15 protein-coding genes are annotated in these 16,512 nt (G+C 41.0%); 11 read left to right on the top strand and 4 right to left on the bottom strand.

Annotation, left to right across the window (positions count from 1 at the left end; all coding sequences use genetic code 11):
* Positions 1 to 60: 60 nt before the first annotated feature.
* Positions 61 to 1,476 (top strand): FMN-binding glutamate synthase family protein, encoded by a 1,416-nt coding sequence (locus MKY20_RS19085; protein ID WP_009334888.1) that lies wholly within the window; start codon positions 61 to 63, stop codon positions 1,474 to 1,476.
* A gap of 25 nt (positions 1,477 to 1,501) precedes the next feature.
* On the opposite strand, the gene MKY20_RS19080 is transcribed toward MKY20_RS19085, so the two are convergent.
* A complete protein-coding gene (locus MKY20_RS19080) occupies positions 1,502 to 2,992 on the bottom strand; it encodes a spore germination protein (protein ID WP_019382466.1) in 1,491 nt (496 codons plus the stop codon).
* A 122-nt stretch (positions 2,993 to 3,114) separates the two neighbouring features.
* Positions 3,115 to 4,005, bottom strand: a complete 891-nt coding sequence (locus MKY20_RS19075; protein ID WP_009334886.1) for a TetR/AcrR family transcriptional regulator — start codon at positions 4,003 to 4,005, stop codon at positions 3,115 to 3,117.
* Positions 4,006 to 4,194: 189 nt separating this feature from the next.
* Between MKY20_RS19075 and MKY20_RS19070 the strand changes: the two genes are divergently transcribed.
* Complete coding sequence (locus MKY20_RS19070; protein ID WP_019382465.1) at positions 4,195 to 5,736, top strand: DHA2 family efflux MFS transporter permease subunit; 1,542 nt, start codon at positions 4,195 to 4,197, stop codon at positions 5,734 to 5,736.
* Positions 5,737 to 5,825: 89 nt separating this feature from the next.
* Here MKY20_RS19070 and MKY20_RS19065 read toward each other — a convergent pair whose 3' ends face one another.
* Entirely contained in the window at positions 5,826 to 6,008 is a 183-nt protein-coding gene (locus MKY20_RS19065) for a hypothetical protein (protein WP_009334884.1), read from the bottom strand.
* 171 nt (positions 6,009 to 6,179) lie between these two features.
* Here MKY20_RS19065 and MKY20_RS19060 point away from each other — a divergent pair, with 171 nt between their 5' ends.
* The 9 genes from MKY20_RS19060 (at position 6,180) to MKY20_RS19020 (ending at position 15,498) form a co-directional block, all read left to right on the top strand.
* Complete coding sequence (locus MKY20_RS19060; RefSeq protein ID WP_019382464.1) at positions 6,180 to 7,547, top strand: sigma-54 interaction domain-containing protein; 1,368 nt, start codon at positions 6,180 to 6,182, stop codon at positions 7,545 to 7,547.
* 252 nt (positions 7,548 to 7,799) lie between these two features.
* The gene (locus tag MKY20_RS19055) at positions 7,800 to 9,347 is read left to right on the top strand and encodes an AMP-binding protein (RefSeq protein WP_019382463.1); all 1,548 of its coding nucleotides are present in this window, start codon (positions 7,800 to 7,802) and stop codon (positions 9,345 to 9,347) included.
* A 13-nt stretch (positions 9,348 to 9,360) separates the two neighbouring features.
* A complete protein-coding gene (locus MKY20_RS19050) occupies positions 9,361 to 10,152 on the top strand; it encodes an enoyl-CoA hydratase (RefSeq protein WP_019382462.1) in 792 nt (263 codons plus the stop codon).
* A 23-nt stretch (positions 10,153 to 10,175) separates the two neighbouring features.
* Entirely contained in the window at positions 10,176 to 10,301 is a 126-nt protein-coding gene (locus MKY20_RS19045; RefSeq protein ID WP_019382461.1) for a hypothetical protein, read from the top strand.
* A complete protein-coding gene (locus MKY20_RS19040) occupies positions 10,298 to 11,797 on the top strand; it encodes a sodium/proline symporter (protein WP_019382460.1) in 1,500 nt (499 codons plus the stop codon). The genes MKY20_RS19045 and MKY20_RS19040 overlap by 4 nt, the downstream gene beginning before the upstream one ends.
* A 119-nt stretch (positions 11,798 to 11,916) precedes the next feature.
* Positions 11,917 to 12,060, top strand: a complete 144-nt coding sequence (locus MKY20_RS19035; RefSeq protein WP_019382459.1) for a hypothetical protein — start codon at positions 11,917 to 11,919, stop codon at positions 12,058 to 12,060.
* A gap of 23 nt (positions 12,061 to 12,083) precedes the next feature.
* Positions 12,084 to 12,245: a hypothetical protein gene (locus tag MKY20_RS19030; protein WP_019382458.1), complete on the top strand. Its 162-nt coding sequence runs from the start codon at positions 12,084 to 12,086 to the stop codon at positions 12,243 to 12,245.
* 169 nt (positions 12,246 to 12,414) lie between these two features.
* Positions 12,415 to 13,443 carry a VanW family protein gene (locus MKY20_RS19025; RefSeq protein WP_019382457.1) on the top strand — a complete coding sequence of 343 codons (1,029 nt, stop codon included), beginning with the start codon at positions 12,415 to 12,417 and terminating at the stop codon, positions 13,441 to 13,443.
* Positions 13,444 to 13,809: 366 nt separating this feature from the next.
* Positions 13,810 to 15,498 (top strand): methyl-accepting chemotaxis protein, encoded by a 1,689-nt coding sequence (locus tag MKY20_RS19020; protein ID WP_009334833.1) that lies wholly within the window; start codon positions 13,810 to 13,812, stop codon positions 15,496 to 15,498.
* A gap of 32 nt (positions 15,499 to 15,530) precedes the next feature.
* On the opposite strand, the gene MKY20_RS19015 is transcribed toward MKY20_RS19020, so the two are convergent.
* A complete protein-coding gene (locus MKY20_RS19015) occupies positions 15,531 to 16,505 on the bottom strand; it encodes a TIGR03943 family putative permease subunit (RefSeq protein WP_009334832.1) in 975 nt (324 codons plus the stop codon).
* Between the last annotated feature and the right edge of the window lie 7 nt (positions 16,506 to 16,512).

Raw genomic sequence — 16,512 nt, 5'->3', positions numbered from 1 at the left:
TAGGTTAAATTCCCTTCCAATGGAAATAATGGAGGCTAAAAGATCTTTTGGAGAAAACGTATGACAAATATATTATTGATTGCAACTCTGGCTATGATTTTTATATTATTTATCTTTTTAATTTTAATGTTGATCGGCTGGCGCTGGATCATGAAGCGGCTCGTTAAGCAGGCAGGGAAAATAATTATGACAGACAGCTACCAGGAAAATCTCATTGAGCTGATCCCTGGTTTCAAGCATATGGGCATTCAAAATGCACTTGAAAATAACCTGCGAGCCGAAACGGGTGATGTCCTGCACCGCCCATTTGGCTCTTCGAAAAAATGGCCTCATTTCGATGAGATTACCTTTATTCCTGCACAGACTTCGCCCTTTCCGATTGACGGGGATGAAGATGTTGATGTGAAGGTGACAATCGGGCCAAAAGCGAAAAAACCAATGAAAATCAAAATACCCCTGATGATTAGTGGAATGGCCTATGGAATAGCATTGAGTGAGCAAGTGAAAATTGCGCTGGCAACAGCTGCCAAGAATACAGGTACGGCTGTCAATTCCGGTGAAGGAGGAATCCTTCCCGAAGAGCTTGAAAGTGCAGGAAAGTATATCCTTCAGTTCTCGAAAACCGAATGGGGGAAGGAAGAAAAAACCATCAAACGTGCCGACATGATTGAAATTAAGCTGGGGCAGGGAGCTGTAATGGGGATGGGAGGAAACATATCTCCTGAAAATTTAACCGGCCGTGCAAGGGAAGTAATGGGCTTAAAGGAAAATGAAACTGCGCATATAATGGAACACTTTTTTGATAAACAGACATTGAAGGATTTAAAGGAACTGGTGGATGAACTCCGCAGTATGACCGGAGGTGTTCCAATTGGTGCAAAAATAGGGGCAGGAGGAAAAATAGAAGAAGACATTGACCATTTAATCGAAATGGGCGTTGATTTTATAGCAGTTGATGGGGGCCAGGGAGCATCTGTCGGTGCGCCGCCTTTATTGTCAGATGATTTTGGGATTCCAACTTTACATGCTCTCATCCGTGCATCCAATCACCTTGAAAAACGAAAAAAGAAGGGGGAAATCAGCTTAATTGTATCAGGCGGCCTCTTCACACCAGGACACTTTTTAAAAGTCCTCGCTCTTGGCGCTGATGCTGTCTACCTTGGATCTGTTATGCTGTTTACTGTTTCCCATAAGCAGACTTTGAATTCGCTGCCTTTTGAACCGCCAACACAATCTGTGTGGAACGAAGGTAAATTCAAGGATACTTTTAAAATCGAAGATGGGACAAAATCTGCAGAAAAGTTTTTAACCGCGAGCACGGAGGAAATCAAAATGGCTTTGCGAGCCATGGGGAAAAAGACTTTAAAAGAACTGTCCAAGAAAGATCTTGTGTCCTATGATGAGATGACGGCAAAAATGATCGGGATTCCATTTTCCTTTGAACCTTGGGAAGACAAATCAAAGAAAACTGAATAACAGCCTGGCGCTTTTAGCCAGGCTGTTATTCATCAATATCTCTCTTAACTTTTGATTTCTGAGGGGGCTGAAACCGATGCGGATTCTGAGTTCTTAAATACACCGGCCTTAAAGGCTGAAACGGAAATCTGAGAAATGAATCTTTCAAGTCCCGGTATCTTGGCGGGTAAAACGGCTCCAAAAACGGTCTTCCGAGAGAGGTAAGCCTGATCATATGCGTCAGCAAGATGCAGGAACAGAACAACACACCTACAAAACCCCATAAATTGGCGAAAATTAAAAACGGAAATCTTAGAAATCGAATCGTATTATTCATCTTGTAAACAGGTGTTGTAAAAGAGGCAAGAGCTGCCAATGCGATAATAATTAACAAGACATTACTTGTCAGTCCTGCCTGTACAGATGCAGTTCCAATGACAATCCCTCCTACGATACCGATTGTCTGCCCGACTTTCGTGGGCAGTCTGGCTCCAGCTTCTCTTAAAAGCTCAATTACCAGTTCAAGCATTAAAGCTTCATAGAAAGGCGGCAGGGGAATATGCTGTCTTGAAGTCACCAGTGTACCTAACAAATCCGTGGGGATAAGCTCCATATGATAAGTAAGCGTTGCAACATAAATGGACGTGATCTGTATGGAAAATATAACAGAAAAGGCCCGCAATATTCTTGCAAAAGAAGCGATAGTCCAATTTAAAAAATAATCTTCAAAGGAACTGAAGAATTCAGAAAACGTTGTAGGGGTAATCAGCACATGCGGTGACCCATCTATGGCGATCACGATTTTTCCTTCTGCAAGGACAGCGGCTGCCCTGTCCGGTCTTTCTGTATCCAGCAGCTGAGGGAAAGGAGAGTTCTTATTATCAGAAATGAGCTGTCCAATATAAGAACTGTCAGTGATTTCATCAAAATCGATATTTTCAATTCTTTCTTTAACCATGCTGACATAATCTGCATTCGTGATTCCCTCAATATAGAGAACGGCCACCACTGTTCTGGATATGCTTCCGATTATATATTCCTCAATGATCAGTTCAGAGACGGGCAGCCGTTTGCGGATTAAATTTAAATTATTGTCTAAAGACTCGACAAAAGCTTCCTTCGGTCCAATAACCGTTTGCTCGACTTCCGGATGCGTCAGCTCCCTTACATATGAACATTTAGCAGCCATAAAAGCCGCTTTTTGCTTTTCTGCTTCTACTGTAACCATCACATAGCCATTTAAAAGCAAATGTTCTGCTTTTGAAAGTTCCTCACAAATTTGTATGCTTGCCGATGGCAAAAGCTTTTTCAAATCATCGATCTTGTTGAACTCACCCTGAAGAAGCTGAGGAAGCAAACTCTTGGTGATCATTTTTTGGTCAGTCAGTGTTTTGAAATAAATAAAAGAAAAACAAAGACCTGTTTGCCTATTGCTATAATTTACCTTTTGGAAATCGTGAGATCGTGAAAAGGACTTTTCCAGCTCGACAAATTCATACTCGGATATATTCTTCTTCTTTTTTAACTCTTTTTTCATACACAAATCACCAGTTTGTTTCGGCATTATGTGTAGTGTTACCGTTTTTGGAAGGATTATGAATGAATAGACGGGGAATAGCTAAAAAAAGCCTTCCTGAAGAAGGAGGAAGGCATTTTTAATTACACGGGTTCTTCTTCCGGCTGTTTAAAACAGGCAGAAACAAGCATTTCAAGATTCTCAAATTCTTTAGCATCCAAAAAGGAAATGCAGCTGCGCAACGTATTCAGTGCGCTATCAATGAGAAATTTTCTTGGCTTTTTCGAATGAACCATTTCTTCCTGAATAAAGTCCAGAAGATCCATGCAATCGTTCTGAGATTCCTGCTGTATGGACTTTTTTAAAGTCAAAATGGATTTGCAAAGAATATGCACATTTCTATGATCTGTCTGCTTAAATCTGTTTTCAATCAGTTCAGGCTTCAGCAGGTATTCATCGGCAGAACTGACCTCTTCAACGACCTTCCTGATTCTTTCTACACTATAACGGACCACAGGATTAATGCTTGAAGAGAACTCAAAGAATTTTGTATAGTATTTTACGTTATGATGGAGGATTCCAAGGAACATCACAGCGCAGTCCAGCAAATAGGGTTTCTTGTCTTCACCAAAAATTTCAATAAACCGGTTGAAAATCCAATCCACCATTCTAAGCTGGCCTTCTTTAATGAACTGCTTGAGTTCAGGATCATTTGAAACAAGCACTTCTTCAAAAAGGGCAACCAATTTATTCGTCCGATTCATATTCATTTGTAATTCTATCTGCTGTGTGAATACTTCTAAGCTGCTTGGATCCTGGCCAATAAGGAGCTTATTGCGTTCATCCTCCATTTTTTTATGCAATGTTTTAAAAATGGACATAAGCAGCTCATTTTTTGAGGAAAAATAATTATAGAAGGTTCCTTTAGAGATCCCGCTGTATTCTAAAATATCCTGAATGGAGGTAGCTTGAAACCCTTTATCCAGGAATAATTGATGTGCTTTTTCTATTACATGCAGTTTCCTGTCATTCATTTATTATCACCTGTCATTTTATTTGAACTGTGTGTATAATTTAATAGTACATCATTCTAAGACTTTTCACAAACCCTCTATTTAACAAGGATTTTTTTGTTGCAAAAATTGTACTCATGGTATATTATATGGTTTGTGTGTAACGCAAGTATAAAAGAATGAACTGATAGTACAGGAGGAAAAATGCAAATGGAACAAGCAATAAATAATAAAACAGATCGACCGCCCTATGGGATTCTGGCTGTTTTAATGATTGGGGCATTTATTGCCTTTTTGAATAATACATTGTTAAATATTGCCTTGCCATCTATTATGGCAGATTTAGAAATTGAAGCGGCAACAGTGCAGTGGCTGACTACCGGCTTTATGCTGGTAAATGGTATTTTGATCCCGGCTACTGCCTTTTTAATTGAAAAATATACAGTCCGCAGGTTATTTATTGTGGCAATGGGGCTATTTACAATTGGTACGCTTGTAGCGGGTGTTGCTCATGCATTCCCGGTATTGCTGGCAGGCAGAATGCTGCAGGCATCGGGATCGGCAATCATGATGCCTTTGTTAATGAATGTTATGCTGATCAGCTTTCCGGTGGAAAAACGCGGAGCAGCCATGGGTGTATTTGGCCTGATCTTAATGTTTGCCCCTGCTATTGGGCCTACTCTTTCCGGATGGATTATTGAACATTATGATTGGAGAATGCTATTCCACTTCCTTTCACCAATTGCCGGTGTCATACTAGTGCTTGGTGCCGTCATGCTAAAGGACAAAAAGGAAAAAGTGAATATTCGTCTGGACCTGTTTTCCCTAATTCTATCAAGTGTAGGGTTTGGCGGAATACTTTATGGATTCAGTTCTGCAGGGAACAAAGGCTGGGATAGCCCTCATGTATATTTGACAATTGCTGTAGGTGTCATCAGCTTAGTATGGTTTATCCTAAAACAATCGAAATCTGATCGTCCAATGCTCAACTTTGGGGTATATAAGTACCCGATGTTTGCCTTGTCATCAGCCATCAGCATGACCGTAAATATGGCGCTGTTCTCCGGGATGATTCTGATTCCGATTTATGTTCAGACACTAAGGGGAATTTCACCGCTGGATGCAGGATTGATGATGCTTCCAGGTGCCATTGTTATGGCCGTGATGTCGCCATTAACAGGAAAGCTGTTCGATAAAATCGGCGGCCGGATACTGGCGATCATTGGGTTAGCCATTACAGTGGGAACTACTTATGCATTCAGCAGGCTGACTCTGGAAACAACTTATACACAGCTGATAATTCTGAACTCAATCAGGATGTTTGGGATGTCCATGGTCATGATGCCAGTTTCTACGAATGGCTTGAACCAGCTGCCAAGAAGACTTTATCCTCATGGAACAGCAATGAACAACACGCTGAACCAGGTGGCAGGAGCCATTGGTACAGCCTTATTGGTAACAGTTATGTCAACAAGGACGGAAACGCATGCTGCTGAAATCGCGAAAGAAGCGATGAAAGGCGGGGCTATGGCTAATGGCGGCCAAATGACTGAAGCCGCTGTGGCGGAAATGCAGCAGCAAGTTTTAATGAAAGCCATGCTTGAGGGAATCAACGATGCTTTCTTCGTAGCAACCTTCATCGCAGCAGCTGCACTGGTTCTGGCCTTCTTCATTAAACGTGCAATACCAATGGAAGACCCGGTTGAAGAGCCAAAGCAGGAGAATATGGTGTCTAAATTAGCAAAAAATTAGTTAGAAGAGGGGGAATCTTAGGATTCCCTCTTTTTTATGGTTTTATGAAAAAGCCTGCTATGCATTCTGAGCATTAGCAGGCTTTCTTATTATCTATTTTTTCCAACTAATTTGATTGATTGATGTCCGCTGTGAGGGTGAGGTGAAAAAAGAATATGATCCAGATACAGAGCTTCCAGCTTTCGGTCACTTAAATTGAACAAGCTATGATTATGCTGGAATTTAGATAGAGATAATAATTTGCTGATTAACGTTTCTCTGTTTAATGGCATGTAATGAACCCTCCCTTTTGTTAGTTTTATTTTAATTCATATTTATCCGATTAGTCAAGTAGGGATTAATAAATTAAAATCGACCCTGTTTTAATTATTAGAATTTTCAGCTTTTAGTTGGCCCTTTTATGCTAAAATGTGTCTAATGAGTACATAAAAAGGAGATTTATTATGAAAAATACAGCACTTTTCATAAATAATCATTTGCTGGATTTAATTTTTGAATGTACATATTATGGGATTGTGATCGTGGACACTGAAGGAATCATACAATATATGAGCAATAATTATTGTGATTTTCTAGATGTCCAGAGAGACGAGGTAATTGGCAGGCATGCCACAGAGGTGATTGAAAATACCAAAATGCACCTGGTTGCACAAACAGGAAAGCAAGATTTTGCTGATCTGCAATTTCTGCAGGGCGATTTTGTTATCGCAAATCGAATTCCGATTATCGAAAATAATCAAATTATCGGAGCAGTCGGGACGATAATTTTTCGTGATTTGGATGAATGGAAGAAATTGAACAGTCATATAAAAGGGGTATTATCCGAGCTTAATTATTATCGAAGCGAGTGGAATGAATCAAATGGATTAAGATATTCTCTTCATGATTTGATAGGGGAAACAGAGGAGATTATAGATCTAAAGGAAAGGGTCATGCGCATTTCAAGAGGGGATATCTCCATACTATTGAGGGGGGAGAGCGGTACAGGAAAGGAGATCCTGGCACAAAGCATTCACCAGCTGAGTGAAAGAAGCGACAAACCTTTTGTAAAAGTAAATTGCGGTTCCATACCTGAGCATTTATTGGAATCTGAGCTGTTCGGCTATGAGGATGGTGCATTCACAGGCGCAAGAAAAGGCGGTAAGATAGGAAAATTCCATTTGGCTGATGGGGGAACCATTTTCCTTGATGAAGTAGGGGACATGCCTTTACATATGCAGGTGAAACTTTTACGAGTTCTGCAGGAAAGGGAATTTGAGCCTATAGGAGCCCTGCAGCCTAAAAAAGTGAATGTGCGTGTTATTGCCGCAACAAATCGTCCACTTGAAAAAATGATCAATGATCATTTATTCCGGGAAGACTTGTTTTACAGGATTAATGCAGTTCAGTTATTTATACCGCCTTTAAGATCGAGAAGATCTGATTTGCCCCTCCTGACTGAACACTTTTTAAGGAAAGCGTCAAAGCGGATAGGCAAGAGGGTGACAGGAACAAGTCCAAAAGCAGCTGCACTGATTAAACAATATGACTGGCCGGGGAATATCCGTGAATTAGAGAATGTTCTGGAAGCCAGTGTCCATTTAACGGATAGCGAAACAATTGGACTGGAAGAACTTCCTGATTATTTAAAAGGCGGGAAAGAGAAATCAGTAATCAAAAATTTAAAACTTCTTTTGGAGGAAACTGAAAAGAATGCTATCGAAACAGCCTTAAAAAAATACAGCCAGGACAAAAATAAAGCTGCCGAATCATTGGGAATAGGCAATTCTACTATTTACGATAAAATAAAAAAATATAATATTACCTCATAATGCCAAAAATCCGGGAACTCGGAATTCAATCCGAAATCCCGGATTTTTGTTTTCTTCCTAGTAGCATTACATAGCTAAATACAAGAATATGTAATTTACTTTCTGAAAAGTCGGAAAAATAATCTGCTTATCTGGCTGTAAAACTATTATCTAAAGTATTTTCAAACTGGCACAAAACTTGCAATAGATTTTTAGCAGGAAAGCCTTTATATAAAATGTATACGCTTACATTAGTGAAGGAGGAAGATTTTTTTGGATCTTGGACATTTTACACGGAAGATGGCACTTGATTTCAATAGTGAAAACCCTATGAAAGTAGCAATAAAAGAAGAAACAGGCAGGAAATGGACATACGACTGTCTTCATCGGACTTCAAACTCCTATGCAAATAAGCTTAAGGAACTTGGCGTCAAAAAAGGCGAGCGTGTAGGTATACTGCTTTATAACTGTCTTGAATATTTCGCGCTGTATTTTGCAGCTGCGAAAATCGGGGCTATTGCTGTCCGTCTAAACTTCCGGCTGACCAGCAATGAATTTGAGTATGCCTTAAATGATTCTGGTACAAAAATACTATGTTTTCATTCAAAGCTAACTCCTCAGCTTGAAGACATCCGTAAACATGTAGGAGTGGAAAGATATCTTTGTCTAGCGGATAAGGATGAATCAAAGCCTGCATGGGCTCAAGGCTGGGATTTACTGGATGGGGGCGCCGAGGATGAAATCAATACAGATTCCATAGGATTAAGCGATCCCTTAATGCTAATGTATACGTCCGGGACTACCGGGAGACCGAAAGGAGCCATCTGGACACACGAAACGACTTATTGGTTTTCTGTCATGCAGGCGCTTAAATGGAATTTTAATGGCAAGGAAATTGGAATGACAACAGGACCGCTCTATCATGTGGGAGCGATGGAAGATATCGCGCTTCCTATTTTAATGATGGGCGGTACCGTAGTGATAACCGGCAGCAAAGGTTTTGAAATAAACAGGATCCTGGCAGTGATTGAAAAGGAATCAGTCACCGACTGTTTTCTCTTTCCGTTTATGATTTATGAAATGCTTAACCTGTCTTCATTATCCGATTTTAGATTTACACATTTAAAAACTATTTATACAGGCGGAGACCCTTTAATGCCTTGGGCTATTGAAAAATTAAAAGTGAATTTTCCTCATATCGGGGTGGTTCAGGTTTATGGACTTACAGAAGGTACGCCGATTGCGGCCTGTCTGGATCCAGAAGATGCCTGTAAAAAAGGCGAGACGGTAGGTAGGCCATTGCCATTGACTGAAATCCAGATTATTGATCAAAATAGAAGGCCTCTTCCTCCAGGGGAAATTGGAGAAATTGTGATCAAAAGCCCTGCAGTGTCAGCTGGCTATTGGCGAAAGCCGGAAGCCACCAAAGAGACATTTACAGGTGGATGGTGCAGAACAGGTGATTTAGGAGGGCTGGATGAGGATGGATATTTATCCATTGCTGGAAGGAAAAAAGATATGATCCGAAGCGGTGGAGAAAATGTGTACGCTGCTGAAATTGAAGATGTCCTGTACCGTCTTGAGGGAGTGAAAGAAGTATCCATTATCGGTGTCCCTGATCCGAAATATATTGAAGCTGTTTGTGCAGTCATAGTCAGGAAGGATGGCTGTATTCTTACAGAAGAAGAGGTTATCAACCACTGCAAAAAGTATCTTGCGAGTTACAAAAAACCGAGGAAAGTCATCTTTACAGAGAAACTGCCCCGCACACCATCCGGTAAAGTTCAAAAGTTCATGCTCAGAGAACAATATAGCTCATGAAGGAGGGACAGATTTGGAAAAGACAAAAGCTGTTTCCTGGTCAGTTCAAAGTAATATTGCCATTATTAAGATTGCTAATCCGCCATTAAATGTTCTGAGTGCCGAAGTAATTGAGTTATTGTCACATACAGCAGATAAGATTGAAAGCGATTCCAATATTAAGGCTGTAATCATAACAGGGGCTGGAGAAAGGGCTTTTGTCGCCGGAGGCGACATAAAAGGCTTTCCGGATTGGATGGGAAAAGGAATTGAATTCGCAAAAGAAAAGTCTCTTTGGCTGCAGGAACCCTTAAATAAACTTGAAAGGCTGCCTCAGCCAACGATTGCTGCCATCAATGGGTTTGCTTTGGGCGGCGGTTGTGAATTGGCTTTAAGCTGTGACATCCGGATAGGAGAGGAGCACATAAAAATTGGGCTGCCTGAAATAAAGCTTGGCTTATTTCCAGGTGCGGGAGGAACTCAGCGGCTTTCACGTCTTGTTGGTAAATCAAAAGCCAAAGAGCTGATCTTCATTGGTGAGCCGATATCTGCACAGGAGGCCTGGAGGATAGGGTTAATTAACCGTATTGCCCCAAAAGGAAAGTCGCTTGAAATGGCTCTGGATCTTGCTGAGTCAATCAGTGCACATTCTTTGCCAGCACTTACTTTTGCCAAACGATCGATCGATAAAGGTTATGAGCAAAAACTTGAGATTGCACTAATCACCGAGGCTGAATATTTTGGACAGGTATTTCAAACTGAAGATGTAAAAGAAGGTGTCGGTGCTTTTATTCAAAAAAGGGATCCTAAATTTACTGATCAGTAGCTAAAAGAATAGGAGGTATTGGTATGTTTGGATTATCGCCATTAATGACTTTTATGTTATTTGGTTTTTGGCCGCTGTCATTGGCAGCCGCAGGTATATGGGGAGTATTGGCATTTAAAAATTCAGGGGAAGAGGAGGATGCTTTATGATATTGGCCATCGGAATTATTTATCTTCTTGTCATACTCGTTATCGGGTTATTATCCATGAGACACCAAAAAGACATGGACACCTTCTATACCGGGGGGCGGAGATTTGGCCCGTGGCTGGTCGCTTTGGCTGTTTCTTCCACAACCATGTCAGGTTACGGTTTTATTGGACTGACCGGGCTGGTATATGAGCATGGCTATGCCATTTTTATGATCGGTATTTTTGCCACTGCCGGAATCTTTGTAAGCTTCTTGATATTGGCAAAGCCGATGAGGAGAATTACACAAAAATTTGGCGCACTGACCATTCCGGACTTATTGGAAATCCGCTATAACAGCAAAACTGTGCGGGGCATTACTGCACTTGCCATCCTTGGCGGAGCAATTGGCTATCAGATGGCTCAATATAAAGCATTGGGCAATATGCTTGAAACCGTATTAGGGGTTGATTATAAGCTTGCTTTATTTATAGGAGTGGCCATTTTAACGGTATATGTTGTCGGCGGAGGAATGATCAGTGCCGTCTGGACAGACTTTATTCAAATGATTGTCATGATTGCGGGCGCTTTAATTGTTTTTATAGGCGGAATGAAAATGGTTGGCGGCATGTCCCAAATGAATGCTGAGCTGACAGCTATTAATCCTGATATGGTTCAGGCCTTCCATACTACAGGCCCAATCGGAATTTTTGCTTTCATATCCTATTTCTTTATTTACGTAATCGGTCATCAGGGTCAGCCGCATGTTGTAACCAAATTCTATATGATCAGAAAAATTTCCATGCTAAAGTGGGCTTGTATTATTGCGGCTTCAACTTACGCGATAACAGCTTTATTGTGGTTTGTTGGCCTTTATACACGAGTAATGGTAAATCGCGGAGAAATGGCAGCACCGGCAACTCCTGATATGGTGGCGCCGATGTTTATCGAAAACTTTTTCCCGCCTGTTGTTGCAGGAATCATATTTGCTGCTGTCATGGCAGCGATCATGTCGACTAGCGAAGCATTTCTTCTAGTCGCGAGTTCATCGATTGTAAGGGACATCTACCAGCAGATCATTAAGAAAGGTGAAAAATTGTCTGAGAAAAAGGAATTGGCGCTATCCAGATGGTTCACTCTTGCGATTATAGCTGTCACATTCCTGCTTTCCCTAAATCCCCCTGATCTCGTTGGCTGGCTGGGCAATGCATCATGGGGTATCTTCTCAGCATCATTGCTGCCTGTATTAAGCATCGGCCTATTGTGGAGGCGTGCAACGAAGACAGCTGCTATTTGTTCATCTGCTTTAGGGTTCATCTCCAGCCTTGGTCTATACATTCTGAAAGTAAAAGGAATTTATGTTCCAGCACTTGATACAGGGGCGATTGCTATGATCATCTCGACCATATCATTAGTTGGTATCTCCCTTATCACAAAGCCTGCATCAAGCCCAATCTTTGAAGATAAGCCAAAAGGATCTGCCAAAACCGAAGATCCGGCAGCAGCTAACTTCTCATAAAATGGCGCCAGGCACCTATACCGCTTTAACAACATGGTATAGGTGCCTGGTACTTTTCATGAATAAATAAGCACCACTGATCCCAAAATAAAAACACTTTCAAATAGGGAGGATTATTCATGAGAGAAACGTGTTTTTATTGTACGAAAGAGATCACGGACAAACAAATGCATTTGATTTCGTTTGATATGGCAGAAAATGAACGGGAAGAAATCCTCTGCAAAGAATGTTATAGTGAATGGCTTCATGGGATAAAAGGTTAAGTAAGAAATAGGGAGGTTTTAGCATGAAATGGGACAAAGATGAAAATGAAAAATCAAAAGTTGAAACGGCTGAAGAAGTGCTTGAAATCAGTTCAACAGGCTATGGTTTAGAATCTGTTTCAGAAAGTGAAGTTAATTCTCATGAAAAAGAACGGGAAAATCCGTCCGGCTGCGGAGGAGTATAATAGCTTGTAAAACGTCTGCAACCCGCAGGCGTTTTTAAATAGTAAAAAAGGTACAACTTAACTTGCAGCAATGCAGGAATACCTCATATCGCCGGTGAATACAATTAGAAAATGGAAACAGTTTCCTAAATAGAGAGAGGAAGCTAATATTTAAAAAGCTGGGGGAAAAATGAGTAAGCGAAAATGGGGAATATCACTTTTGTTGATTGTCTGTTTCATAGGATTAGCCGGGTGTTCAGGTAAAGTTGCCGGCGATAATGAGCTGGAGAAAAAGACAGCGGAAAAGGCTAAAGAAGATGAAGAAAAGTCCAAAGAGGAGGCAAAAGCAGAGGAGCAGGCCAAAGAGGAAGAAAAGAAGGAAGAAGTAAAACCGGTTGTGGTCAATGTGATCGATCCCAATACAAAAGCAGTACTTAAAACCTTCAGCCCTGCTGAGATGGGCTTTGGAGGTGAAGATGAAAAATATAAGGCAGAACTTGCCCAATGGGCTAAAGAAATAGCACGGGGCACGGATGCAAAGCAAGGGTATGATCAAAGAATGACCCTTGATAAATTAGGTCCGGATGGGAAAATTATTAAGGGGCAGCCTGAAATTATCCTTGAAGAAAGTGAATTGGTGCAGAGGATTATTGATTCGTCTGTAAGCGGAGGCGATGTCGAACTGCCGCTCTATGTATCTGAAAGTGGATATGACCCTGCAGATGTACCCTATCTGGGTGAAGTGGTCGTTGCGTCATATACAACCCGTTTTAACAGTGGTGTGGCAGGCAGAACAAAAAATATTGAACTCTCTGCAGAAGCCATCAATAATATTATTCTAGGTGTCGGAGATCATTTTTCTTTTAATACAACTGTGGGTCCCAGTGATGAAGCTCATGGATATCAGCCTGCTGAAGAAGCCATTAATGGCAAGCTCGTGATGGGCATTGGCGGCGGTATTTGCCAAACATCCTCCACACTTTTCAATGCCGTCGATAAAGTCGGGGTCAGCTATGTCGAAAAACACCACCATTCCGTGACGGTGGGCTATGTCCCTAAGGGCAGGGATGCAACCGTGTCCTATGGAGGAAAAGACTTCAGATTTGAAAATACTACGGGCATCCCTCTTCTTGTAAAAGCAAACTTTGGAAATGGTGTTTTAACGATTGAAATCAGAACAGCAAAAAAATATGAAGGATTACTGAAGAAAGCAGTATGATGGCAGCATGCACCTATACCAGGTTTCCGGTAAGGTGCCTGTCTTGTTTTTAAACCACTCTTGCATTGACAGAATAAATTGCTGAAAAAATAAGCAAAAAGCGGAGGGGGTTTGTCCACACCTTTTTAGTCCCTCTTAATACAATAATATAGAAGATCTCCTCCCTAAGGATCTTTGGTCTGCATAGTCGCCGCTAATCTGCCAGCCGGATTAGCGGCATTTTCTTTGTTATATGCAAATAATGAGAAAGGAAGAGAATTTTCTGTAAATACATGAGCTGATAGGTAAAAAGGACCTGACTTACCAGGTGTGTTCATGTTAAATTATAAGTAGAATATCCTATTTTATCTGGAAAAGAGGAAAGTCATGAAATTATCTGTGGCAAAAAAACTGTTCCTCGGGTTTTTATCTGTCCTTTTATTATTTGGTCTTGTAGCCGGTTTATCGAATTATGAACTCGGTAACGTTAACCGAAATTATCAAAGCTTACTAGATGAAAGTGTCTCTGAAGTGATGCTTGTAAAAACCCTGAAGGCAGAGCTTATGAATGAAGCAGGGGGAATCCGAGGCTACCTCCTGACAGGCGACTCTACATATCTCAGTGACTATGAAAGTTCCCGCAAGAGAATGGAACATCATATTAATGAACTGAATAAATTAACCGCCAATAAAGAAGAAAAGGCGCTGGCGAAAGAGCTGAAAGTGCTCCATGATCGCTACCAGAGCATTATTGATAAGGAAATTAAGTTTAAGCTGGAAGATAATAATGCATACATGTCATTAGTTGAAACCTCTGATAAACAGGTCAGCCAGGATTTTAACAAAAAAGCGGATGAACTTGTAAAATTTTACGAATCCCAATTAGATGCCGGGATAAATGAAACAGTATCCAGCGTAAAATCCGCTCAGGTCATTACTTTAATCATTACGATTGCAGCCATTCTGGCTGCGATGGCGATCGCTTATTTTATAAGCAGAATGATTTCAAGGCCGATAAATCAGGCTGCAGCCACGATAGACAAGGTGGCTGGAGGAGATTTAAGCCAGAGCTCCATTAAAGTGAAAAACAGGGATGAAATAGGAGCGTTTATTTTATCTTTAAATAAGATGGTAAAAGACTTGAGATCTGTGGTCAGCCAGGTAAGAAGCACTTCAGAACAAGTTGCATCAAGCAGTGAGGAACTGGCTGCGAGTGCAGAGGAAAGTTCATTGGCTTCTGAACAGGTTGCTGCCATTTCACAAAAAAATGCCCTTGGCACTGAACAGCAGCTTTACCGTTTTAGAGAGGTATCTTCTTCAATGGAAGAGATTGCTTCCGGAATGCAGCAGATTTCGTCAAGCAGCGAGCTGATGCTTGAAGCAGCAGAAAAAACTGATTTCTTAACTAAAAAAGGCACTAAATCAGTCGAAAATGTTGTAAGGCAGATGAATGAAATAAATATTTCGGTAGGCGATGCCACACAGTATATTTATACGCTCGAATCCCGATCAAGAGAAATAAGCAATATTGTGGAACTGATCACCACTATCGCCGAGCAGACCAATTTGCTTGCACTCAATGCTGCCATTGAAGCTGCAAGGGCTGGTGAGCATGGCAGGGGCTTTTCGGTTGTCGCAGATGAAGTCCGCAAACTGGCAGAGGGTTCCAAACAATCTGCTGTTCAGATTCAGCAAATGATCGGACTTGTTCAGGAAGAAACAAAGCAGGCCGTTCAGGCAATGGAGAAAGGGAATGACCAGGTAAAAGAAGGCCTTGAAGACACGATGGAAGCAAGTGCTGCTTTTGCCGAAATCGCCGATTCAATGGGTAATGTAACATATAAAGTCGAGGAAGTTTCATCCTCAGTGGAGGAACTGACTGCCTTAACCAGCCAGATCATTGAAGTCATGACAAATGTGCAGGACATTTCAGAAAAAAATGCAGCAGCTTCACAGGAAACTTCTGCCGCAACAGAAGAACAGCTCGCGACAATGGAAGAAGTATCAACATCAGCAGGATCACTTGCAAAGCTTGCGGAAGAACTGCAGGAGGTTGTATCGAGATTTAAATTATAAAAGGGACTCAGCTGAGTCCCTTTTGATTTGTATTATAAGATTTTAATGGTTAAGGGATACAGATATGGAATAAACGGCTCCTCAATTTCTTTCCATTCCTTAATTTTAATCAGAGGAAGCTCCGTCCCATTATAGGATGCCTTATCTATGACTCCGCTAACTTTAACCCACATATTATCATAGAGTTCCGGAGCTTCCTCCATTTCTGAAAGAAAGCCAATCATACTTGCATCTGCCACACAATGCGTAATCAAAAACCTCGAAATGACAAGCTGATTGGAAGCAAGTCCTTCTTCTTTATATATAAATCCCTGAAATTCAATTTCCCTGCCAATGAATTTATCAATATCCTTACTGATTTCCTCATAATACAAGCTAAAAACTTTATCATCCATCTTAATAGCAGAAGCCGAATAAAGGTCCTTTTTTAATTGCTCAAACTCTTCATTGGATATTTCCTCTACTTCTTCATTTACAGACAGGTCATGTTCCAGCTCCTCAACTTCTTCCAGCTCTTCTTCAAAAGAATAGTCTTCAAGGTCAAAGTCTGATTCTTCAGAGCCTGCCGATGTATTCACCTCTTGTTTTTGATTCCCAAGTATGGCCAGCCCGCCTTTCTTTTCAGCAATTGAAGCATCAAGCGTCCTCGCGGGTAAGAAGAATCCTGTTAAAAGTGGAAATAATATAATAGAGTATGAAAGCAGCTTTTTACCTGTAAACGGTGTATCACCATGATCATGGTGATGAGAACAGCTATGATCGTCATGGTGGCAGCAATCCTCGCCGTGATGGTGTTCGTGATCCTCTTTTTCTCTTTTGGAACTCCATATCCTGGTAATCTGAATAAAAAATAAAAATAAAAACAGTATGGAAGCGGATTGACTTAAGCGGACATACTTCGGATTAATATATTTGGTTATATCGCCTGTATAATGAAGCTGAAAAATCAGTCCGCAAAAAGCCAGTAGAATCAGCGCCCTCAATGCCTGCTGAAAATGGATTTTCATAGCAATC

The organism is Cytobacillus sp. FSL W8-0315 (assembly GCF_038002905.1).
GTDB classification, from domain to species: Bacteria; Bacillota; Bacilli; order Bacillales; family Cytobacillaceae; genus Cytobacillus; species Cytobacillus pseudoceanisediminis.
The sequence above is the reverse complement of the archived record's forward strand: the minus strand, read 5'-3'. Positions and strand labels throughout refer to the sequence as shown.